The organism is Acinetobacter sp. 18QD2AZ41W, from assembly GCF_009829025.1.
GTDB lineage: Bacteria > Pseudomonadota > Gammaproteobacteria > Pseudomonadales > Moraxellaceae > Acinetobacter > Acinetobacter pseudolwoffii.
On sequence record NZ_WURP01000002.1, the window covers coordinates 361,494 to 385,179 of the forward strand.

Annotated in this window: 21 protein-coding genes and 1 pseudogene; 8 read left to right on the forward strand and 14 right to left on the reverse strand. The window is 42.7% G+C overall.

All coding sequences use genetic code 11. The features are described from left to right. Positions 1 to 51: 51 nt before the first annotated feature. Complete coding sequence (gene lolD / locus GVV58_RS04735; RefSeq protein WP_005097632.1) at positions 52 to 735, reverse strand: lipoprotein-releasing ABC transporter ATP-binding protein LolD; 684 nt, start codon at positions 733 to 735, stop codon at positions 52 to 54. Further along, the gene (locus GVV58_RS04740; RefSeq protein WP_005097633.1) at positions 728 to 1,963 is read right to left on the reverse strand and encodes a lipoprotein-releasing ABC transporter permease subunit; all 1,236 of its coding nucleotides are present in this window, start codon (positions 1,961 to 1,963) and stop codon (positions 728 to 730) included. Before GVV58_RS04740 ends, lolD begins: the two co-directional genes overlap by 8 nt. Before the next feature lie 26 nt (positions 1,964 to 1,989). Here GVV58_RS04740 and GVV58_RS04745 point away from each other — a divergent pair, with 26 nt between their 5' ends. Then, entirely contained in the window at positions 1,990 to 2,553 is a 564-nt protein-coding gene (locus GVV58_RS04745; protein WP_005097634.1) for a PilZ domain-containing protein, read from the forward strand. Positions 2,554 to 2,562: 9 nt separating this feature from the next. Here GVV58_RS04745 and GVV58_RS04750 read toward each other — a convergent pair whose 3' ends face one another. Then, on the reverse strand, positions 2,563 to 3,477 hold the full coding sequence (locus GVV58_RS04750; RefSeq protein WP_100534843.1) for an EamA family transporter: 915 nt from the start codon (positions 3,475 to 3,477) through the stop codon (positions 2,563 to 2,565). 12 nt (positions 3,478 to 3,489) lie between these two features. Continuing rightward, complete coding sequence (locus tag GVV58_RS04755; protein WP_005097638.1) at positions 3,490 to 3,975, reverse strand: YaiI/YqxD family protein; 486 nt, start codon at positions 3,973 to 3,975, stop codon at positions 3,490 to 3,492. A 239-nt stretch (positions 3,976 to 4,214) separates the two neighbouring features. Between GVV58_RS04755 and GVV58_RS04760 the strand changes: the two genes are divergently transcribed. Next, positions 4,215 to 5,147, forward strand: coding sequence for a hypothetical protein (locus GVV58_RS04760; RefSeq protein ID WP_005097639.1), 933 nt, complete (start codon positions 4,215 to 4,217; stop codon positions 5,145 to 5,147). Positions 5,148 to 5,740: 593 nt separating this feature from the next. Here GVV58_RS04760 and serC read toward each other — a convergent pair. Continuing rightward, positions 5,741 to 6,820, reverse strand: coding sequence for a 3-phosphoserine/phosphohydroxythreonine transaminase (serC, locus tag GVV58_RS04765; protein ID WP_074383369.1), 1,080 nt, complete (start codon positions 6,818 to 6,820; stop codon positions 5,741 to 5,743). A 262-nt stretch (positions 6,821 to 7,082) separates the two neighbouring features. Between serC and GVV58_RS04770 the strand changes: the two are divergent. From GVV58_RS04770 to GVV58_RS04790, 5 genes and pseudogenes are all read left to right on the forward strand, one after another. Beyond that, positions 7,083 to 8,264: pseudogene (locus tag GVV58_RS04770) on the forward strand (type I restriction endonuclease). A 137-nt stretch (positions 8,265 to 8,401) separates the two neighbouring features. Then, positions 8,402 to 9,868 (forward strand): TolC family protein, encoded by a 1,467-nt coding sequence (locus GVV58_RS04775; protein ID WP_159138220.1) that lies wholly within the window; start codon positions 8,402 to 8,404, stop codon positions 9,866 to 9,868. A gap of 11 nt (positions 9,869 to 9,879) precedes the next feature. After that, on the forward strand, positions 9,880 to 11,007 hold the full coding sequence (locus tag GVV58_RS04780; protein ID WP_159516082.1) for a biotin/lipoyl-binding protein: 1,128 nt from the start codon (positions 9,880 to 9,882) through the stop codon (positions 11,005 to 11,007). Continuing rightward, a complete protein-coding gene (locus GVV58_RS04785; RefSeq protein ID WP_159516083.1) occupies positions 11,007 to 12,134 on the forward strand; it encodes an ABC transporter permease in 1,128 nt (375 codons plus the stop codon). The genes GVV58_RS04780 and GVV58_RS04785 overlap by 1 nt, the downstream gene beginning before the upstream one ends. Next, the gene (locus GVV58_RS04790; protein ID WP_159516084.1) at positions 12,134 to 13,234 is read left to right on the forward strand and encodes an ABC transporter permease; all 1,101 of its coding nucleotides are present in this window, start codon (positions 12,134 to 12,136) and stop codon (positions 13,232 to 13,234) included. Before GVV58_RS04785 ends, GVV58_RS04790 begins: the two co-directional genes overlap by 1 nt. A 33-nt stretch (positions 13,235 to 13,267) precedes the next feature. On the opposite strand, the gene GVV58_RS04795 is transcribed toward GVV58_RS04790, so the two are convergent. The 6 genes from GVV58_RS04795 to GVV58_RS04820 form a co-directional block, all read right to left on the reverse strand. Next, positions 13,268 to 13,687 carry a hypothetical protein gene (locus GVV58_RS04795; protein WP_005097650.1) on the reverse strand — a complete coding sequence of 140 codons (420 nt, stop codon included), beginning with the start codon at positions 13,685 to 13,687 and terminating at the stop codon, positions 13,268 to 13,270. Between the two features lie 68 nt (positions 13,688 to 13,755). Continuing rightward, positions 13,756 to 16,707: a DNA gyrase subunit A gene (gene gyrA, locus GVV58_RS04800; RefSeq protein ID WP_159516085.1), complete on the reverse strand. Its 2,952-nt coding sequence runs from the start codon at positions 16,705 to 16,707 to the stop codon at positions 13,756 to 13,758. Between the two features lie 320 nt (positions 16,708 to 17,027). Next, a complete protein-coding gene (locus GVV58_RS04805; RefSeq protein WP_100355612.1) occupies positions 17,028 to 17,687 on the reverse strand; it encodes a hypothetical protein in 660 nt (219 codons plus the stop codon). A gap of 153 nt (positions 17,688 to 17,840) precedes the next feature. After that, positions 17,841 to 18,773 (reverse strand): FAD-binding protein, encoded by a 933-nt coding sequence (locus GVV58_RS04810; RefSeq protein ID WP_005169982.1) that lies wholly within the window; start codon positions 18,771 to 18,773, stop codon positions 17,841 to 17,843. An 18-nt stretch (positions 18,774 to 18,791) separates the two neighbouring features. Further along, positions 18,792 to 19,544, reverse strand: a complete 753-nt coding sequence (locus GVV58_RS04815; protein WP_005097655.1) for an electron transfer flavoprotein subunit beta/FixA family protein — start codon at positions 19,542 to 19,544, stop codon at positions 18,792 to 18,794. Between the two features lie 521 nt (positions 19,545 to 20,065). After that, positions 20,066 to 20,671: a LysE family translocator gene (locus tag GVV58_RS04820; protein ID WP_005097656.1), complete on the reverse strand. Its 606-nt coding sequence runs from the start codon at positions 20,669 to 20,671 to the stop codon at positions 20,066 to 20,068. A gap of 112 nt (positions 20,672 to 20,783) precedes the next feature. Between GVV58_RS04820 and GVV58_RS04825 the strand changes: the two genes are divergently transcribed. Then, complete coding sequence (locus tag GVV58_RS04825; protein ID WP_004645712.1) at positions 20,784 to 21,278, forward strand: Lrp/AsnC family transcriptional regulator; 495 nt, start codon at positions 20,784 to 20,786, stop codon at positions 21,276 to 21,278. Between the two features lie 180 nt (positions 21,279 to 21,458). Here GVV58_RS04825 and GVV58_RS04830 read toward each other — a convergent pair whose 3' ends face one another. The 3 genes from GVV58_RS04830 to GVV58_RS04840 form a co-directional block, all read right to left on the reverse strand. Continuing rightward, positions 21,459 to 21,842: a hypothetical protein gene (locus tag GVV58_RS04830; protein ID WP_034608955.1), complete on the reverse strand. Its 384-nt coding sequence runs from the start codon at positions 21,840 to 21,842 to the stop codon at positions 21,459 to 21,461. A 230-nt stretch (positions 21,843 to 22,072) separates the two neighbouring features. Beyond that, a complete protein-coding gene (xerA, locus tag GVV58_RS04835) occupies positions 22,073 to 23,008 on the reverse strand; it encodes a site-specific tyrosine recombinase/integron integrase (RefSeq protein ID WP_005097658.1) in 936 nt (311 codons plus the stop codon). Continuing rightward, entirely contained in the window at positions 23,009 to 23,611 is a 603-nt protein-coding gene (locus GVV58_RS04840; RefSeq protein ID WP_252721254.1) for an alpha/beta hydrolase, read from the reverse strand. It lies immediately after the preceding gene. Positions 23,612 to 23,686: the final 75 nt, after the last annotated feature.

Genomic DNA, 23,686 nt, shown 5'->3' on the forward strand with positions numbered 1-23,686 from the left:
TAATAAAGCCCACCGGAGTGAGCTTCAATCAAATGCGAATATTCTCTTGATTTAGGGTGTGACCCAAAGACCATCCTGCATATGTAAAATTCGGTCTGCAGCATGTGCCAGTTGTTCATCATGCGTCACAATCAGCATCGCCATATTGAATTCACGTTGCAATTCGGTGAGCAGTTCAAAAATCTTTGCTGCAGTCTTACGATCCAGATTTCCGGTCGGTTCATCTGCCATCATCAGTTTAGGTTTGCCCACCACTGCACGCGCTAAGGCCACACGCTGGCGCTCACCTCCAGATAATTCACCTGGCTTATGTGTCAGACGATGCGAAAGACCAACCCGCTCCAGCAAGTATTCAGCCTGCTGTTTGGCTTCTTTAAACTTCACATTATCGCGGAGCATCAGGGGCATGGCTACATTTTCCAGTGCCGTAAATTCTGGCAACAGATGATGAAACTGATACACAAAACCCAAATGCTCATTGCGCACATAGCCGCGTTCTGCTTCAGACAAGGTATCGAAACGGCGACCATTGACCATCACTTGCCCTGATGTTGGTCGATCCAGTCCACCCAAAACATGCAATAAGGTACTTTTACCAGAACCACTCGAACCGACAATCGAGACAAACTCACCTGCTTTGACCTGCAGCGACAAGCCTCGAATCACATCGACGGTGGCTTTGCCATCGGTAAAGGATTTGTGAATATTCTGGGCATCTAAAATCAGATTACTCATAACGCAAAGCCTCTGCCGGTTGAATTTTTGCTGCACGTAAAGCGGGGTAAATCGTCGCGACAAAACTTAAGGCCAATGACAAGCCGACAATCACCAAGACATCCTGCCAGCGTAAATAAGAAGGTAGATAATTGATAAAATAGGCATCAAACATATTCAGACCCAAAGTATTGTTTAACCAGCCGATAAAGCTACTGATACTGGTCGCTGCAATAATCCCGAGGATTGCGCCGGCACATGTCCCAATCACCCCAATCACCGTGCCTTGCACCATAAAGATTTTGGTAATGGTGGCAGGCGAAGCACCCAAAGTCCGTAAAATCGCAATGTCCGATTTTTTATCCGTCACCACCATCACCAGTGATGAAACGATATTAAATGCCGCAACCAGCACAATCAGGAATAATAACAAGCTGACCATGGCTTTTTCCATCTGGATCGCGCTGAACAGATTACCATGAGTATAAGTCCAGTCAGATGCGTAGAAGTTGGCTGGTAAATCTCGCACGATTTCCTGAGACACTTGCGGTGCGACAAAAATATCATCCAGTTTTAAACGCACGCCTTGTGCACCATCTGGTAGGCGCAATAAAGTTGAAGCATCATTTAAAGCGATATATCCCATCATCGAGTCGACTTCAGCACCAATACTGAAAATTCCCACCACTTTAAAGCGCTTGAAACGAGGCACCACACCTGCTGGTGAAGGGGTCGCCTCTGGCAATACCAGAGTAATATTATCGTTTAAACCGACCCCCATGGCATCGGTCATCTGCTTGCCCAGAACAATACCAAATTCACCTTTTTTCAGGCTATCAATACTGCCCTCGACCATATGGTTTTGTATAATGGATACTTTTTTCTCATACTCGGGTTCAATCCCGCTGACCATAATCCCGGCAACCTGTCCCTGTGCCGTCAGCATGCCCTGTAATTGGGTAAATGGTGCGACCCCTTGGACATGCTCATGCTGCTCAATCTGCTTTGCAAGTTCGGGCCAATTTGTTAGAATTTGCGTTGAAGAAACAGTAGCTTGAGGTATCATTCCCAAGACACGATTTTTCAACTCTCGGTCAAACCCATTCATCACAGACAAAACTGTAATGAGGACTGCTACACCGAGCGTGAGACCGATCATTGAGACCAATGCAATAAAAGAAATGAAGTGGTTACTACGCCGTGCGCGAGTATATTTCAACCCTATATACAGCGAGATTGGTTTAAACATAACCATCTAGTCCGAGGTAATAAATTATGGAAAATGTACAGCATCCAAACGGATACACGGAAAGACGCGTTATGTCTCGCATCGATGCTGCCTTACGAATTAATTATCAGATTATTTCCGATGATGTTGCCTTAAATGATCCTTATGACTCTAACTTTGTCTTGCCCCGCTATTTTCTACTACTTGCAGAGCTAGATCAATTTGATCATGCGGTTAACTACGAATTAGAACAATTATCTGAAAAAGATCAACAAATTGCTCGAATCTTATCCTTATTCAACCAAAAATTAAACCTTATTACCGGTTCTTTGTATGACGCAATTGTACAAAGCATGTTACCCGTACCAGAGCAGGTGAACTTTTCGGAAACCGGTTTTAGTTTCTTTAGTGACCGCCCCATCACTGAAGGTACCTATCTGCACGTGACTTTAAGCCACCCGGAAAATTTCTTCCATATTGCGGCAACCGCCCAGGTGGCCTACAGTCGTGAAGAAGAAAATAGCAAATTCCGGACCGGTGCTTATTTCATTACCATGCACCCACAAGACCGCGTCAAACTGGGTGAATGTGTCAAAGCCAACTTTGCTTAAATCACTGATTTAGTCATTGTGAATACTGGATGGAAGGCGAGCTGCATAGCTCGCTTTAATTTCTCTGGAAAAATACAACAATAAACCCGTCAACAAAATACCGACACCGATTAAGGCCTCACCCGACAAGCTTTCACCATTCAAAAGCACACCTACGAATAAAGCAAGCATTGGAGTCAATACCGTCGTCAAAGACAAGGTGGTCGCCCTGATTTTCTGTACCAGTTTAAAATAACAGAACATGGCAATCAGCGAAGCCATCACCACGGCATATCCTAGCCCGATCAGTGATTTTGCCTGAGGCATTTGGGTTGGCACAAATTGCCAGATAAATGGCAACATGGCACACGCCATGACTGCTGAAACTGCAATGGAACCTGCCGCTTGCGCCATCGGTTGTAAGGGTGCATTGACTTTTTTGACCCAGAACATCGAAACACAATAAATAAACACACTCAGTAACATCAGACCAATGCCGATTGGCTGAATGTGCTGGTCTTTACCACCGAGACAAATCACTGCCAAACCAGTCAGGGCAATCGCCATCCCGCACCACTGTGAAGGATAGAGCTTGAGCTGAAACACGAAACGGCCAATCAATCCGGTAATAATAGGTGCCAGACCAAACATCAGCGCAATAATGCCTGAGCTGAGATAATCCGTGGCCAGATAGGTAAAAATCTGCGAGCCAATAAAACTGCAAGCTCCAGCCAGATAACTGTGCATCGAGAGAGAATCGACAGGAAAACGGGTTTTAAACAGCCACAACAAGATAAATGCAAAAGGCAATGCCAGAAAAAATCGCAGAGCCAGTGCCCAGAGCGGATGCAGATCGCTTACACTCCAGACAATGGCTAGCGGTGTAGTGGCCCAGATAAAAACCAATAAAAGATAGGTCACAACCATATTGGTGTGTGTTGGCATGCGCGATTGCTCTTAAAGTGCAGATGTTTTACGTTTTTGTTTTTGAATGGTTTGATCCAGTGCGCTTGAAAATTCACGCTTATCCCGCTCTGAAATCGGAGGTGGCCCACCCGTTTGTACGCCGGCACCACGCAAACTATCCATAAAGTCTCTTAGATGTAAACGTGCTTTGACATTGGCCGTGGTATACACTTCACCGCGTGGATGAATGGCAATCCCGCCCTTTTCAATCACTTCTGCCGCCAGGGGAATATCTTGGGTCATGACAATATCATGCTCTTTCATGCGCAGAATAATCTCTTTATCTGCAGCATCAGCGCCACTCATCACCTGAATTGAATTAATCCGGACTGAAGGCGTAATGCCCACCGACTGATTAGCCACAAAAGTCACTTCCAACTGATAGCGATCCGACGCACGGATAATCACATCTCTTAAAATACGGGGTAATGCATCAGCATCGACCCAAAGTTTGAATGGCAACACAGGGTTTCCCATTAAGGTATAAATCCTGGGTATTCTAGCAAATTGAGAGGATCAGGTTGATGATTAAATCGTTGCATTTTCATCGCTGCTGTCGCTCATGTTTTTTTGAATCTATTTGATTTGAGCAACGACTGTGATTTAGTCTAGAAAAAAATTGGCTGCATTTAATTTGAAAATTCATTCGATTGACTTGAAAAATCGCAATGACCCTCGATTAACTATAAATAAGTCATCCAAGATCAATTGTGCATATGAAAAATCAGAATAGCCCAGAGATCATCACCATTGATGATCAGAATTTCGGTAGTCACGTCGAACACTGGACATTACTCACCGAGAATCCAGGTACAGATGTGCCACAGTGGTTAGGCAAAGCTCTTGATGCGCCTATTATGCCGATGGGCATTTGCACACAAGAATGTGATATGGATGAAAATACCTGGCTGATTCAGGGGCCGAGCAAAGCTGCGGTGCAATTGAGCCAAGTGATCGCCATAGAAAATAATAAGCCGCAAGCAGTAAAAACTGCATTCCCCTGCTTTGATAGTCCTTATCAGGTCAAAGCGACCATCGACCGAATTATTTCCTGCAAATCCAATACTCAGGCGGTATTACGTCTGAATCTGGGTGCCAACAATATTATTTATGCTTTCGATAGTCTGTATAGCGTCAATCATCCGCATTATGAAAAAGACCAGTCCTATGTGGTGAATCTGAATGCTTGGGCCTATGAGCTTGAAGCAGTGGCTGACCATGAACATCTGGTGGTGGATGATCCGGCTTCGATCAAGCATCACCGTGCCTTGAATGATATTCTGGCAGCCAACCAGGGCGTGGCACCCGATAATTTGCAGGAACAGATTGATGCCTGGCAGCCACACTCAGAAGAAGATAAAGCACCTGTTACTGTAGATTTCTCTAAAATGGTGGCTTATCTTTATGGTGAAACCATGGGTCAGGAAGATGAAGCCTGGTTTCAGGGCAATATTGTCGGTAAAACTGCCATGCAGTTTATGGATCAGGACTATACCCTGTATGATGTCACGCTGATTCATGATGAAGGTCAACCAGCCACCTTGATCCGGATTGCAACGCGGAATGAGCAGCATAAAAATTTCCAGATTGGTCAATATATTCGTGGAAATCTGTGGATTCAGGCCAATATTTATAGAAAATCGGCTTAAGTTAAAATAAACAAAGAAGGTCTTCTTTTTGATGGGGATCTTCTTTGTTTAATCCGTATTTTCTGTTTTTAATTTTATTTTTTTGATTATTTTTTACCCATTTTTTCTAGCTTAATAACCTATTTAAATCATTTAAAAAATCGAGTTATCCACATTGTTAAATTCACATGAATTCATTTTATACATGCAATCGAATCCTAAAAATCTTGTAAAAATAAGACTTTGATTTCGCATACGAATAAGTTCAGACAAATCCAAAGCTGATATTTAAATAAAATGAAAATTTATGAACTTTAATCAAGAATGTACTTTATTTAATCAATTTTTTATGATAAAAATACTCACAACAAATAGTATTAACGATAAATAGATCGGACAATAAATATCTATGAAAATCGTGCAAGAAGAAACATTAGACCAGGTCGAGCATCATCTTAGCTCTCGCTATAATATTGATATGATGTCATGCCTTTTTTTCATGTTGGGAATGCTGATCTGCGGCTTTACCCTGCATACTTTTATTTTTTAAATTCCCTGACATAACCGAATGCATAAAAAAACCCAGCCTATGCTGGGTTTTTACATTTCAGGGATTAACCATTGCGTTTTGCAAAGTCATCCATAAAATTCACCAAGGCTTGTACGCCCTCTAATGGCACTGCATTATAAATACTGGCACGCATACCACCGACAGAGCGGTGACCCGCAAGATTCAATAAATGCTGGGCTTCTGCTTCTTTCAGGAATTGTTTTTCAAGATCTGCATTGGCCAAAGTAAATGGCACATTCATGATTGAACGATTTTCTTTGAAGATTGGATTGGCATAAAAATCGCTTTGATCGATATAACCATAAAGCAGATTGGCTTTTTCCAGGTTCACTTTATGCATGGCCTCTACACCACCATTTTCCAGCAACCATTCAAATACCAGACCAGACAAGTACCATGCATAAGTCGACGGCGTATTTACCATAGAACCATTTTTGGCTTGATCTGAGTATTTTAAGATACTTGGAATTTCAGCTTTGGCTTGATCCAGTAAATCTTCACGAATAATCACCAGGGTTAAACCCGCTGGGCCGATATTCTTTTGCGCACCTGCATAGATCACACCAAATTTTGATACATCAAGTGGCGCAGATAAAATGCTTGACGAATAGTCACAAACAAGGGGCTTATCTGTTTCAGGAATAGAGGCAAACTGCAGACCACCAATAGTTTCGTTGTCTGCATAGTGCACATAGGCGGCATCGGCAGACAGCTTCCATTCGCTTTGCGCACTAATCGCGTGTTTAGCATCAATTTTGATACCTGCTTCTACGACATTGATATCGCCATAGCGTTGCGCTTCTTTCAATGCCTTTTCAGACCAGATTCCGGTATGGATATAGTCCGCTTTGTTATTTTTACCCAGCAAGTTCAATGGAATTGCCGAAAATTGTAAGGATGCGCCACCCTGCAAGAACAATACTTTGTAGTTCTCGGGAATATTCATGAGTTTGCGTAGGTCTGCTTCCGCTTTTTCAGCCACGGCCACATAGTCGGAACTACGGTGGCTCATTTCCATGATCGAAAGACCTTTGCCATGCCAGTCAAGCATTTCAGCTTGAGCTTTTTCAAGTACGGTAGTCGGTAATGCAGCAGGACCAGCACAGAAGTTGTACGCGCGCATGAGTTTTCCTTATCTATGTGAGACACAATAAAATGATGGCATTTAACCATATCTGGCAAGGTCTTGCACAAAATTATTTCAATCTCGAACTGTAATTACAGTCAAAAAATCAATGTAGATTCACAAGATAAGTTGACCATTTATAGGGTTAATTAAACTTATTATGCCTATTTTTATTAAATGTTTGAGTTTAAAAATAAAACTATTATGATGAACTCACAATGATTAAAAAATAATCTGAAAAATTAGAAGTAGGGAAAAAATGGATAACTTTATTAATCGCCTCAAATTACATATTGAGCATGTTAAACGTGTCGGTGCGCATTGCTCAACTGAAGAAACCACCAAACAAGCACTTATATTACCACTTCTGGATATTTTAGGCTTCAGTCCTTATGATCCAACGAAAGTACTGGCAGAGTTTGCCGCTGATTTTCCTGGTGTCAAATCAACAGAGCGCGTTGACTACGCCCTATATTGTAATGGTCAACCAGTTATGTTTATTGAAGCCAAATCTTATGCAAGTAATTTAACAAATCACGCACCACAACTCTCCCGATATTTTAACTCTACTCTGGGAGTGACCATTGGCGTCATTACCAATGGACGTGAATGGCGTTTTTTCACTGACCTCATTAATCCAAATATTATGGATGAAAAACCTTTTCTGGTTGTTGATTTCACTAAACATCAAGCCGAAGAACTGACTCAATTAGCAGAATTCAAACATGATAATTTCCATGTAGAAAAATTACGATTTTTTGCCGAAGAGAATCAGTATATCCAACAGTTTAAAGCGGTAATCAAAAAATCAATTAATGAAGTCGATATTGATTTTGTACGTTATGTTGCTCAGCAAGCCAATATTCCAAGACAGCTCAATACAAAATTCCTTGAATCAATTCAACCCTTCGTTAAACAAGCAGTCGAACGTGCAATTAGCGATACGGTTTTAAAAGGCTTATCTGCACCCACCATCATTACAGCATAACCCATTGAGCAACAAACTGAATTAAGGACTGATGAAGTTTCAGAAGAACCGACTCCCTCAAATCTTCAACAAGACATTATAAATCCTCAGAATCAAAGAATTGTTACAACGGTAGATGAACAAAGCTTACAAAATATTATCCATGAACTTTTTCCAGACCATGAACTCACCGGAAAAGATACGGAGAGCTATTATTCCATTCTGTATCAAAGTAAAAATAATAGATGGTTATTCCGCTATGATGTGAACCGAAAACGTCCTACTGTTCAATTTATTGTTCCCATTGATGAGAGACATAAACTTGAATTAAATAGAGCGGGTCTAGAAGTGTTAAATAATGGACAAATTTATCTGGATAAACCGGAGCATATTTATAGAGCCGTAGGGGTTTTAAAAGATTGTTTAGATTTTTGCATGAATGATGAAAATTTCAAAAGAACCGCCCTAAGTTAGTCAGGACGCGCAAGCGTCCTTAATGCTAGACAGATGTAAAATAAACAATACTACAACCATGCCCCTTACTGAGCTGCAAACCACTGATTTATAATGTACACAAATCAACTTATTCTTCACTTTGGCCATCTGCTTGCATGAATATGACGAACTATAAAAGTAAATTATTTTTGGGGTGTGGATTATTGTCAGGTCTATGGTTGAATAGCCAGGGTCTATACGCCCAGACTTTGAGTTTTCAAGACGCCGAAAAACAGTTATTGCAGTCTTCTTACAGCAGTCAGGCCTATCAAAGCTTGGAACAAGCCTCGAAACTTGAAGCTGAAGCGGTAAAAGGTTTGGGATTACCACGTGTCGATCTGAATGTGCGTGCTTATGCCTTTCATAATGAATTAGATATTCCTTTAGGTGCTCTTAAAAACAACTTGGAGCAATCTCTCACCAATGGCTTAAATAATAAAATTGATGAGTTTAATTTAGCTGAGAATATTGCCAATCCTTTAAAAGAAGGTTTACAACAACCGATTCATGACGGTGTAGGCTTAATTCCCGATACCTCCAAGGTCGTACTCGAAGATCAAGTGATTCGTCCTACCGTGTCCATGATGATGCCGCTTTATACCGGTGGTTTGACTCATAGCGCCAAGGAGATTGCCAATCTTCAGGTCGGTCGCAGTCAGCTCAGTAATCAACAGCAACAAGACACGCAGCGTTTCGAACTGATTCAAAGTTATTTTAATGTGCAACTGCAAAAGCAACTCCATGCAGCAGCAGTATTTAATCTGAATGCCATGCAACAGCATTATCGCAATGCCTTAAAAATGGAACAGCAAGGTTTTATTAGCAAAGGCCAGCGCATGCAGTTTGAAGTGGCGCGTAATAATGCCGAGCGCAGTCAGCAAAATATGCAAACCAATTTAAATGCCAGTCTATTTCAACTGAATAATCTGCTGCAACAAAGCAGTATCACTGAACTGTCGACACCTTTATTTGTCAATCAGACCGAGCCACAGGCTTTAAATCAACTACTGAAAACCTTTAGTCAAAACTCTGCGCTGATTCAAAAAATGCAGCTAGATACCCAATTAGCACAAGCCAATGTCAAAGCTCAGCAAGCAGCAAAAAAACCCAATGTCTTTGCTTTTGGTGAATATAGTTTGGATCAGAATCAAAACTGGATTGTCGGTGTTGCCGCACGCTATAACCTGTTTTCAGGGATTGATAAAAACAAAAATATTCAGGCGGCCGAGCTCAAACGCTATGCCACAGAACTGCTCACCTCACGCACCCAGCAAGAGATTGAAAACCTGATTTATAAATCTTATAGCGAAGCCTTGAGTGCACAGCAAAGTCATGCTTTGTTGGAACAAAATCTAAAAGCTGCGCAGGAAAATTTACGCATTCAAGAGTTGTCCTTTAAAGAGGATATCGGAACAGCAACACAGGTCATTGATGCCCAAAACATGCTTAGCGGGCTACGAGCCGAAACTGCCTTGAATGCCTATAAATATGTGATGTCACTGGCCACCCTGTTACAAAGCCATGGCTCGATTACCGAATTTCCCAATTATATTCAACACACCAATACTCACTATATTCGCTAATGGAGCCGAACATGAACGACGATCAAAAACCCAATGATCCTGTGAATGAAGCGGTTTCATCTACCGAAACAGAAAGCTCTCCCGCTCCACAGACCCAATCAGCAACGCTAGAGGAAAATCACGCGACGACCTCGACCGATGAGCAGCCTCCTGAAATCTCCAAAAAGAAAAAATATCTACTGCTGGCGTTGCTTCCTATTCTGCTGGCCGTGATTATTTTTGGATTATGGAAAAGCTATCAACCGACGCCGATTGAATTGCAAGGTCGTGTCGAGGCTGAAACGATTCAGGTGGCCACCAAAGTGCCAAGCCGGATTGAAGAAATCTATGTGGAAGAAGGTCAGCGAGTTAAAAAAGGCGATGTTCTGGTTCGCTTAAATAGCCCGGAAATTGCAACCAAAAAACAGCAAGCTACAGCAGCCTTACAATCGGCTTTGGCCTTACAGTCCACAGCTGAACGTGGCTCGCAGGAAGAAAATGTCGCGAGTCTGTATGCCAACTGGCAATCGCTAAAAGCACAGCAAAATCTCGCCACAGTATCTTATCAGCGTGGGGAAAATCTATTTAAGGAAGGTGTGATTTCACGTCAGCGCCGTGATGAACTGTATGCAGCCAGTCAATCTGCGCTAGAAATGACTGAGGCCGCCTATCAGCAATATGCACGTGCCAAGCGTGGCAGCACCCCGCAGCAAAAGAGTTCAGCCGATGCACAAGTAGACATTGCCCAGGCTGCTCTAAACGAAGCCAATGCGCTAGAAGCAGAAACCGAATTGCTGGCCCCCGTCAATGGAACGGTGTCTAAAACTTATGGCAAAATATCTGAGCTGGTCGCAACCGCAGTGCCCGTGGTCAGCCTGATTGAAGAGAAGATGTGGGTAAGCCTGAATATTCGCGAAGACCAGTATGCTCCATTTCAAAAATTAGAAAGCATTCAAGGTTATATTCCAGCCTTGGATCAAACAGCCAGTTTTCAGATCAAAAGTATTAGCGCTGAAGGTGAATTTGCCACCATTAAAACCACCCGCCAAACCGGCGGCTATGATGTGAGAAGTTTTAAACTGCATTTGCTACCGACACAAACCATACCTGAACTGAAAGTCGGTATGAGCGTATTATTTAAACTTAAAGAGACGCCCTAATGTGGCTGGGTATATGGCGCGAACTAAGCTATTTGCTCCGAGAAAAATGGGATCTGTGCCTGGTTACGCTGGCACCTGCTCTAGTAATTATTTTATTCAGCAGCATGTTTGCGCAGGGCAAGCCTACTCATTTACCGATTGCCATTATTGATCAAGACCGAAGTGCGTTCAGCCAAAGCATCTATCGACATGTCTCGCTCAATCATACCCTTAAAATTGAAACAGTATCCGAGCAAGCTGCTGAAGTTGAACGCCTACTGAATAAAAATAAAATTTGGGGTTATATCCATATTCCAAATGGTGCCGAACAACGTTTTGTTCGTGCTCAGGATGCAGAAATTAGCATTGCCTTTAACCAGAGTTATTTCAGTATCGGCAATACAATTTCTTCAGCCATGCTGGTGAGTACCTTACAAGCCCTGGCTGAGTTTACTGAACAGCACTATCTGGTGAATCGACTGCCCTATATCCAAGCACCGACACCACAGATCAAAATCTCACCTTTGTATAATCCGCAATTGAATTATGAGTTATATCTAGAACCTTATGTCATTCTCGCAGTTCTGCATTTACTGCTGTGTTGTTGTGTGGCATTTTCCGTCGGTCAGGAACTGAAGCGGCAGACCTTAACAAGCTGGATTAGCAACTCATCCATTTGGATGGCTTTAGTGTCTAAAAATCTGGTCTATGTGGCTATTTTTAGTCTATGGACTTGGGCGTGGATGTTTTGGATGATTGAAATTCGCGGCTGGTTTGTTGCCGGTTCGCTTGGTCTGATTTTATTGGCACAATTGCTGCTGTATAGCGCCTATGCATTTTTAAGCGCTGCGGTGGTGCTGACCACCCAAGATTTAAGTAAATCTTTCGGCTTGATTGCTGTATATGGTGGGTCATCATTGAGCTTTGCCGGGGTGACTTTACCTTTAAATAATGCACCCCTATTCACCCAGTTTTGGGCCAATATTATCCCCTTTACTCCTTATGCCAAATTACAAACTGAACAATGGATGATTGGCAGTCCAGTGCAGATCTCACTGCAAGCTGTATGGATCTTGCTGGCCTATGTGGTGGTGTACGCACTGCTAGCCTATATTTTTCTCAAGAAAATAGCCAAAGGAGCAGCCTGATGAAATCCCTTTGGTTTTATTATCTGCGCAGCTTTAAAGATATTGCCAGCCACGGCGCTATCTTTACCACGCTGATTTTATCAGTGGTGTTTTATAGCTTCTTTTATCCCTTTGCTTATCAGGCACAGCAAGCCGAAGCCTTACCGATTATTATTGTTGATGCAGAACAAAGTCACTTGAGCGCGCGGATTATTAGCCAAGTCCGTCAAAGCCCGGATGTTGAAATCAAGACGATTACCAGCAATTTCGCCGAAGCCAAAACATGGGTTGAATCGCAACAAGCGGATGGGATTTTGCTGCTACCGGACAATTTATCGCAAACGTTAAGGCATGGTGAAACGGGTGGAATAGGACTGTACTTAAGTGCTGCCAATTTTTTAGTCACCAAACAGATGGGGATCGGTTTAGCGACCTCTCTTGAGCAGACCTTGGCAGACTATGCTGAACGTTTTGGCCAGGTTTCAGATTTTTCTCCTGCCCTATCAGTGCATCAGATTCCATTGTTTAATCCGCTCTCCGGCTATGGCAGTTATGTCTTTCCTGCGGTCGCCCCTCTCATCATTCATCAGACCATTTTTTTAGGTTTGAATATGCTGATTCTGGTGTACCGCGAAAGAAAAGTGCAGTTAAACTCAAATGCGTTGATTGGGCTATGTTTAGCGATATTGAGCATTGGCTGTCTGGGTTGTTTTTATTTATTTGGATTTACCTTTTGGTTATTTGATTATCCGCGAGGGGGTAACCTATTCGGCATGCTGCTGGCTGTGCCGGTTTTCGTTTATACTGTGATTGGAATCACCTGCCTATTTGCCAGTTTTCTGGATATGCCGGAACGCGCTGGACATGTAATTGTTTTTACTTCTATCCCTCTATTTTTTTTATCCGGTGCTGCCTGGCCACATGCAGCTATGCCCATCTGGATGCAAGTGATCGCTGAGATACTGCCTTCTACCCAAATGGTGCAGATGTTTATTCAACTGAATCAGATGGGTGTACCGACCGCACTGATTTTGCCTAAACTGATATATCTGGGGCTGATAGGCAGTTTATGTTTTTTCTTGGCTTATCGACGTTTGATTCAAGTGAGTCAAAGCAGATAAAGCATTGGATTTATGCTGTCATCAACTTATGGATTAAGATTCGCCAAAGACCTGAATATTAAAATTACGAATCTTGTTGCTACCATTCGGCTGGTCGAAACTGACATCATACTGCACCAGATTATTTGGATAGGCAATTTCATAGCTGATCTTATATTGGCCAGGCTGGTTGGTTGCTTCTTCAATCTGCTTGGTCATTAAAGTTTTAGACTTGTACTCACCTTGCGGAATTGAACGTGAAAAGCGTTTCATCAGCTTTTCGTTGTCCTTAAACTGTGTTTGCAATTGCGGCTCTAGCTGATCCAGAAACTCGTCATATTTCCCATCACGCAAATCCTCATAGGCCAGCTGTGCTGCCTGTTCCTGCTCAGGACTTGGGTTTGGGATATTGTCCATTGAGTTACAGCCACTTAATGCAACTGCTGCCGCTAACAACATTGATTGGGTTTTCATCGCTTACCTTCATTCAGTCAAGATTTATAAAAAAGGACGCCGAAGCGCCCTTTTTATCAATAGAACACTTATTCTTCTACTGAGTTTTCACCATCTTTTTCAACATGTTCAGCTACTGCATCTGTTTCAGTCGCTTCAACAAACTCATCTTCTTCAACAGCTTCAACTGAAACCACACCAACCAGTAACTCTTCATTACCGAGACGGATCAGACGAACACCTTGTGCATTACGACCGGTTTGAGCCACTTCAGAGGCACGGGTACGAACCAAAGTACCGCCATCGGAAATTAACATCAGCTCTTTAGATGCATCAATCGCTACTGCACCGACCAACTGACCATTACGTTCTGAGGTCTTGAGTGCAATCACACCCTTACCGCCACGTTTCTTGGTCGGGAAGTCATCCACCGGGGTACGTTTACCATAACCATTTTCAGAAGCACACAATACTTCGCCAGTTTCAGGGACAACAACTAAAGATACAATCCGGCTGATCAATGCTGAATCTGCAGTATCTTCATCATCAGACTCGATCTCAGTTTCTTCGCTTTCTTCCAGCAAGGCTGCTGCACCGATGGTCACGCGCATACCGCGCACACCTTTGGCTGAACGACCCATTGAACGTACATCAGTTTCTGCAAAGCGAATGGCTTTACCTTCGTTCGAGAACAACATGATTTGCTGTTCGCCGTCAGTAATCGCAACACCAATTAAAGTGTCATCGCCATTCAGTTCAATCGCACGTAAACCGTTTGAACGCACATTCGAGAACTGTTCAAGTTCTACACGTTTAATCGTACCGTATTCAGTCGCCATAAACACATAGAAGTTTTTACGAACCGCTTCAGCCTGCTGTGCAAAATCATTGATGATGTCATCATCAAGATCGGTCGTTGAAAGTTCTAAACCTAGCTCTTTCAATTGAACACGAAGTGCATCAGAAATATCATCCGCACCCTCTTCAGATTCAGCAAGTGCCGCTTCAAGTGCCGTAAAGTGACCATTAATCACTTCATTGCTTTGCAGTTGTGCAGCATTGGCTTTTACGAAGGCTTTGAAGTCCGCCAGACGTTCTTTGAATTTCTTCGGTGCATCAATCACCGGTAAAATTGCGGTAATGGTCTCGTTTTCGTCTAATGGCAACAAGTTCACCATTGGGCGACCTTTGGCACCACGTGATGCTTGTGGCACTTCATACACTTTCAGACGATAGACTTTACCAACGTTGGTAAAGCAAAGTACCGTCGCATGACTTGACGTCACAATCAGATGTTGAATGTAATCGTCTTCTTTCATGCTGGTCGCAGACTTGCCACGGCCACCACGACGCTGTGCGGCGTAGTCAGACAATGGTTGAGTTTTCGCATAGCCTGTTTTTGAAACCGTCAGCACCATTTGCTCTTCAGGAATCAGATCTTCACGAGAGAAATCGATACGTGATTCAACAATCGACGTTTTACGTGCATCGCCATATTGCTGCAGAATTAACGCAAGCTCTTCGCGAATCACATTCATCAACAGATTAAAGTCATTTAAAATTGCAGTCAGTTCAGCAATTTGCGCCAGAATTTCACTATATTCAGCATGTAACTTGTCTTGTTCAAGACCGGTTAAACGATGCAGACGCAGTTCCATAATCGCATTGACTTGGGTTGGTGACAGACGATAAATATCGCCATCCAGACCAAACGGACGACTTGGGTCTTCACCTTCAATCTCATCCGGACGTACAGAAACTGAGCCAGCTTTTTCTAGCAATGCCAATACACCGCCACCTGCCCACTCACCTGCCTGCAAACGCTCACGCGCTTCAGCCGGGTTTGCAGAACTTTTGATGGTTTCGATGATGGCATCAATATTCGCCAGAGCAACGGTTAAACCTTCCAAGATATGACCACGTTCACGCGCTTTGCGTAATTCGAACATGGTACGACGCGTTACCACTTCCTGACGGTGACGGATAAACGCTGCAATAATATCTTTCAGGTTCATCAGTTTAGGCTGGCCATTGTCCAGGCAGACCATGTTGATGCTGAAAGAGTTTTCAAGTTGCGTATTCTGGAACAGGTTGTTCACGATCACTTCGGCGTTTTCGCCACGTTTCAAGTCAATCGCGATACGCATACCGTCTTTGTCAGACTCGTCACGCAGCTCGGAAATACCTTCCAGTTTTTTCTCTTTAACCAGTTCAGCAATACGTTCAATGGTTTTTGCTTTATTGACCTGATATGGAATTTCCGTAAACACGATCGTGGTACGGCCATTCTTCGGATCTTCTTCGAAGTGATACTTGCCACGGATGTGTAAACGGCCTTTACCGGTACGGTAGGCATCCACGATGCCCGATTTACCGTAAATAATACCGCCTGTCGGGAAGTCCGGACCAGAAATGTGTTCCATCAACCCTTCGATGCTGATCTGGGGATCATTGGCATAGGCCAGACACGCATTCACAACTTCAGTCATGTTATGCGGCGCCATATTGGTCGCCATACCCACCGCAATACCGGTTACACCATTAACCAGTAAGTTCGGTACACGGGTGGGCATCACCTGAGGAATACGCTCAGAGCCATCGTAGTTGTCTTCCCACTCGACGGTATCTTTTTCAAGATCCGCCAAGAGTTCGTGGGTCAGTTTACGCATACGCACTTCGGTATAACGCATCGCTGCTGCGCTGTCGCCATCGACCGAACCAAAGTTACCCTGACCATCGACCAACTGGTAACGCAAACTGAAATCTTGTGCCATACGTACAATGGTTTCGTATACAGCATAGTCACCATGCGGGTGATATTTACCGATCACGTCACCGACGACACGTGCAGACTTTTTATAAGCTTTGTTATAGTCATTGCCTAATTCGTGCATTGCGAAAAGCACACGACGATGAACAGGTTTTAAACCATCTCGTACATCGGGCAATGCACGTGACACAATCACGCTCATCGCATAATCGAGATATGAGCTTTTAAGTTCATCCTCAATGGCAATCGGTCTAATTTCCGATACGCTCATGCATACTCCTTATTCTACAAGCCAGTTTTGGCTTGTATTTATATGTCGTAAAACTAGCAAAATCATTAACTCAAACGACTGAGTTAAAAACTAAAATACAGCCCTAAATTATAGCATAAACACTTGTATTTTTGTGTCGAAATATTCAGCTTAACCTTGTTAATTATCTTCATTTTAGTGGTCATTTTCCTGTTATTTCAGCGTCAAAAACAAGTGCACCACATCCATATTTTTTCGCACCCGAAATATACATAAAAACAGCAGTGCAAAAAAAAGATGCACACACAAAATGGGCATCTTCCTTAGATTTAATCTGTCTTTTAATGCGCTTGATTCAGTACCTTGCGATAAGTCAGCACCGCCACAATCAATAGAATCGGCAATAGCATCTCCACCCCTTCCTCAATGGTCATGATCATGACCTGGGTATGTGGTATGAGCTGAATATTGAATTCCTCCCTGAGGGTTGACGTCGTGCGATCCAGAACCTTGCTCAGTCCGCCACAGGCAATGGTCAGGAAGATAAAAAAATGCGCAATATTCAAAGAATCTTTCATGCTGCGTATGGTGTTTACCAATTTTTTTGCCAGTACCATAAAGACAAAAATAATCCCGAGCAATAAAATAAAGCCCAGCAGCTTGTCCATGAGCGGAATTTCAGCACTGCGATAAAAATTGGTTTTAATAAAGCTGTCATCAAACAGTCGCTTATGAAAGTCCATTTCCCTGAAGCCCAACAATATCGCAGCAGCAGCGGTAAATATCCGGGTATTCAGTTTAATTTCAGTATTTAGCAGACACAGCATGGCCAGCAAGTACCATAGCCAAGGACTAAGCACTTCAAAAGCGCCCGACTCACTGAATAAATACTGGGTTACTGACAGCGGTGCATTCAACGCAGTATGCACACAAATACTCACATAGAGCGCAATCAGCAGGAAACTAATAAACAGGATATGAGCGGTTCTGGAAAAGGACATGATCAAAACAGGAGAAAAAGCAAAGCAGGATTTTATCACTTTTCATCCAAATCACATACTCTAGTTTCGACTGCCGAGTATCTTTAAAAATTTTCCAATAAAAAACGCCTCTTGGTACAGAGACTAAGAGGCGTTTTAAACTGTATTCAGGAATTAGATTTTAGAAACCAATTCAGGAATAACAGTGTTCAAGTCACCAACTAACCAGTAGTCAGCCACTGCATTGATTGGCGCTTCTTCATCTTTGTTGATCGCAACGATCACTTTAGATTCTTTCATACCGGCCAAATGCTGAATTGCACCAGAAATACCGACAGCGATGTACAGGTCAGGTGCAACGATTTTACCGGTTTGACCAACCTGCATATCGTTAGGAACGAAGCCAGCATCTACTGCAGCACGTGATGCACCTTGTGCAGCACCAAGCTTGTCCGCCAATGGATCAAGGATCGCGTGATAGTTCTCACCAGAACCCACACCACGACCACCAGACACCACGATGCGAGCAGCTGTTAATTCAGGACGCTCAGACTTTACGATTTCTTCGTTGATAAACTTAGAAATGCCTGCATCGCCAGCAACAGTCGCAGCTTCTACAGAGGCAGAACCGCCTTCAGCAGCAACAGCATCAAATGCTGTACCACGAACAGTTGCCAGTACGACATTTTCGCCTGACTCTACAGTTGCAATCGCGTTGCCTGCATAGATCGGACGCTTGAATGTTTTAGGACCATCGACTGCGATGATGTCCGTAATCATGCTCACATCAAGAAGCGCAGCTGCACGTGGTAAAATGTTTTTACCAGTGGTAGTCGAAGCAGCAAGAATATGGCTATAACCTTTACCTAATTCAGCAACCAGTTTCGCTACGTTTTCAGCCAGCTGGTTTGCATAAGCAGCATCATCAGCAAGTACGACTTTGCTTACACCCGTAACTTTCGCTGCTTGATCAGCAACTGCTTGAGCGCCAGAACCAGCAACCAATACAGTGATATCACCACCGATTTTTTGCGCCGCAGCAACAACGTTTAAAGTAGCAGCGTTTAATGCTTTGTTGTCGTGCTCAGCGATAACTAAAATACTCATGATTTTTATCCTTCTGTATTAGATCACTTTCGCTTCGTTTTTCAATTTTTCTACAAGCTCGTCTACAGACTTCACTTGTACGCCAGCTTTACGCTCTGCAGGTGATTCAACTTTTACTGTTTTCAGTTTAGTTGTGGTCGTTACACCAAAATCTGCAGGCGACTTGTTATCAAGCGGTTTTTTACGCGCTTTCATGATGTTTGGAAGCGCTGCATAACGTGGCTCGTTCAAACGCAAGTCAGTGGTAATAATGGCTGGAAGTGCAAGTTCAACAGTTTGTAAACCACCGTCTACTTCACGTGTTACTTGTACTTTGTCGCCATCTACTTTCACTTCAGAAGCAAATGTACCTTGGCCCGCACCCATTAGAGCGCCAAGCATCTGACCAACCTGATTAGAGTCGTCATCAATGGCTTGCTTACCTAGAAGGATTAATTGTGGTTGTTCAGCTTCAACAACACCTTTCAGGATTTTAGCAATTTCTAGCGCACCGAGCTGGCTGTCATCAGCTTCAACCAGAATACCGCGGTCAGCACCAAGCGCCATTGCAGAACGGATCTGTTCTTGCGCTTCTTTAGGACCAATAGAAACAACAATGATTTCTGAAACAGTTCCTTTTTCTTTTAAACGAACCGCTTCTTCCACTGCGATTTCACAGAATGGGTTAATTGACATTTTAACGTTGGTTAAGTCAACACCACTGTTGTCCGGTTTAACACGAACTTTAACGTTGGCATCAACCACACGTTTTACAGCAACAAGAGCCTTCATGTAATCCTCGGCTGTTTTAGCAAATGTAAATGTTGAGAAAAGTTAGTGTAACTCTTCACTTAAATTTTTTTAGGTGCCCTATCTTGCAATGTGTACGGCATTTCGGTCAAGTCACAATTCAACAAAGAGCTGTAAAAATGCGTAAATTTACCTGAACGATGCGTTCACAATTAATTGTTATCCATTTATTACAATGAAATGTATAAACATTTACTTAAAATTTAAGCATTGATTTATATTATTTTTTTATTTGATTAGTCACATCAATAGTTCTGATTGAAAAGCTGTACGCAAAATAAAATGAAAGTAGTTGGCAGCAAAACTGGCAGGATGAACCCACAATCATATTTGTCATTTTAGACAGAAATCTTCTTTGAAACGGATTTGGCCCACTAAAAAGACCAATTGACTGAATAAGCAACCCGCTCACTTATAGATATGCTGGAAAAGTCATCTCTTTTTCAAGTGCTTTTAACTATAAAAAAAGCATACTGTGAAAAGTATGCTTTTTTGAATCGGGCTTAATTGATGATGAGCCAGCTTGCTGCAAGCGCCAATAAACCACCAGAAGTTCCGTCTACCCATTTTTGTTTACGTTCATCAATCTGGGTTTTCTGGCTGATTTTGCTGAACAAAATACTTAAGCCACAATACACCACAAAAATTAGACCAATAAAAATAAAGGACAGAATCAAACCTTGACTGACAGTATTGGCCGATTTATCAATAAACTGCGGCAAAATCGCAAAATAAATCAGCATGCCTTTCGGGTTTAATAACGCAGTAAAAAAACCTTTTTGAATCGGATTGGCTGACGTCTTTTTCTCAATGTTCAGCACATTTTTACTGAATACTGACTTGAACAGGCCAAAGGCCAGATACAGCAGATAAGCAATTCCGAGCCAGCGAATCGTTTCAAACAGCACCGGAAAGGACACAATAATCGCGGCAATTCCGAGTGCGACCAGAATCGAATGCACCAGATAACCACAACACACACCGACAGTCGCCATCATGCCTGCTTTTGCATCTTTACCCATCACTTGAGACAGGATAAATAACATATCGGGTCCAGGCGTAAAAATCAGGGGAAGCACGGTCAGTGCAAAGAGTACAAATACAGACATTTCCTTTTCCTTTCAAACTCCAGAAAGTGAAACAAGTATCTGCGATTTTTTACAAAATTGGCTTTCAATTTATTTTATAATAAGTCTTATTTTTCGAATATTATTCTAATTTATGAAAATATCTACCAAGTCTGTGCGAGTAAAACTTGATCGAATTGATAAAAATATCATTCGACACTTACAAGCCAATGGCCGTATTCAGAATAATGATCTGGCGCGGGAAATTGGACTTTCACCTTCCTCCTGTTTGCGGCGGGTCAAATTACTGGAAGATGCGGGTGTGATTCAGAATTACACCACCATTGTCGATCAACAGAAAATTGGCTTTCAGCTGATTTTGTTTTCACGGATTTGGCTGGTCGGTCAAGATGCTGAAACCATTGACACCTTTATTGAGGCCATGAAAGAACTGCCTCAGGTGATGGAGTGCTATATCATTTTGGGAGAGAGTGATGCCATGCTGAAGGTTGTGGTGCCTGATCTGGAAAGTTACCGTAAATTCCAGTCGACCCATCTGACTAAAAAAAATGGTATTACCAGTGTTAAAACCGATTTACCTAGTCAGATTATTAAACAGAGTTTCCAATTGCCTTTAGAAGATTTATAAACGAATGGATTAAGAATGGCGACGGCGTATTTTTAATTCCAGCGCTAAATAATCATAGCCAGCTTAAAGCACCCGCTATGTTGCAGATAGATAGATCGCAAGTTTGACGATAAGAAAAATATCAGGTTGCCTTGTTTAAAGACAACCTTTTCCTTGAGTAAAGCCGAGATACTAGGGAGTTTAGGCAGTTACCTGTGCTAAAAAATCACGATGAATATGGCTTAAATCCACCAATTCATAGTCTGATAATTCAAAAACTGTCCAAATCGCAATCGCATCTTCTTTTAAATCGACCGCTTGGGTGGCACGATTCGACACTTGCCACTGTAAATCAGAAATCCATAAATAGTATTGTCCTGTCATTGCATTAAATGCCTGAACTTTACCATCGGCATTAATCCCTTGAATGATGGCACCTTCAGGTAAAGTCGCTGCAAGACTCGGTAAGCTAATGTCCACAAAATGCTTGATTTGTCGCAAACCATAACCTGCAAACATTTCTTTTTGAGCTGCGCTTAACTGTGCATATTTTTGTTCTATATCTGCAATCACTATTGTGTCCATATCAATTCCCATCCGCCAAATGCTGAGACTTTGCTCAGTCATACTTCATTTTAAATATTAATTACTCGTTCTTGTTATACCTGAAATGGCGCATTTAACGAATAAGACAATAGTGAAATGCCCAACAGAACGCCAGCTTTCAGTTCAATTCCATTTTAAGATTTAAATATGAAAGTTTTATGCCAAAAAAATATATTCATGATTCTTACTTTCTACCACTTGGCGCATGATCAATCCTTTTTATGCTGTGCACGCGGATGCGCCTGATCATAAATTTGTGCCAGATGATCAAAATCGACGTGAGTATAAATCTGGGTGGTGCTTAAATTACTGTGGCCCAGCATTTCCTGAACCGCACGTAAGTCGCGGCTATTCGACAGCATATGACTGGCAAAGCAGTGACGTAACAAATGCGGATGTAAATCCACATTGACGCCTGCGCGCTGCGCCTGAAACTTGACCCGATTTTCAATTTGGCGTGCACCCAGTGGATTGCCCTTCTGGGTAATAAATACATTCGCCTCTGGCACAAAGTCGCCATTCCAGCGTGGATAAAGCTGTAACCAGGCCATGACACTTGCTTTGGCCTTGGAGCCGAAAGGCACAATCCGGGTTTTATTACCTTTACCAGTAATACGTAACAACTGCCGGTTAAAGTCGATATCTTTGATTCTGAGGTTTTGTAATTCGGCCAGACGCAACCCACTGGAATACAGCAACTCCAGAATCGCTTTGTCCCGGAGCCACATTTGCTGCTGGATTTCATTTTCAGGCGCAGGCTGATCGATGATCTGATTCACGGTTTCAATGTCTACCATGCCCGGCAAAGGACGCGATTGGCGCTTTAACTGAAAATCATCAGCCGGATTAAAAGCGAGATGCTGGGCCTGCTCTGCCCATTTCATAAACTGGCGAATGGACGACAGCATGCGCTGAAGACTGCTGGGACTCAGCTGATGCTGTTCGACTTTTTCAGCCAGAAACTGGCGCAGGTCTGTGGCTTCTACATCGTTTAAATTGAGCTGCTCACGCTGGCAAAACTCTAAAAAATCCGAGACATCACGAGCATAGGCCTGCAAGGTATGTTTAGACTGGTTCTGGATTTCACGTTCTTTCAGCCACATATTGAGTAAAAGTTGAGGAGGCACAGTCACTGCATGCTCCATTTAAAATTGCTCCAGATAATCTTGAATCAGTGCTGCCACCTGATCTGCATGAGTGTGGGCAAAGAAATGATTTCCGCCTTGGATGATATGCAGTTTTGCTTTAAATATTTTTTCTAAGTATTGTCCTACTTGAATGGTGCTTAGAGGATCATGATCTGCCCAAATCAGCAAAATGGGAATTTCAAGACCGGCGAGCTGATCAGGATTAAATTCAGTGTGATCTTGTACAAACCAGTTCGGTACTGCTTTAAACTGTTCACCATAATCTGTTCGCCAGTCGGCACAGTGAAATCTCTTCAAATTTAAACCACCGGATGTCGCCAACAATACCAGCCCTTTGACTTTTTGCGGATGCTTAAGCGCCAACCCAACTGCCAGTACACCACCCATCGACTGGGCAATCAGAATGGAGTCATCCTGAATCTGCCTATTTACTAGTTCTTGCAAATCATACAGGTTTTGAATGGCTACATTTGGCGCTACCCCATCAAATCCTGGATAGGCAATGACCTGCTGATCTGGATATTCGGTTAATGCTGCCCTTAACGGCTGCCAAAAACCTTGGCTGCCAGATGCACCCGGTAAAAATACAAGCTGATTCATGAAGGCATAATCATGCATATTAAATTTCAGTTTCATCCTAACATAAAAAAAGCACCGTTCTGAGCACGGTGCTTT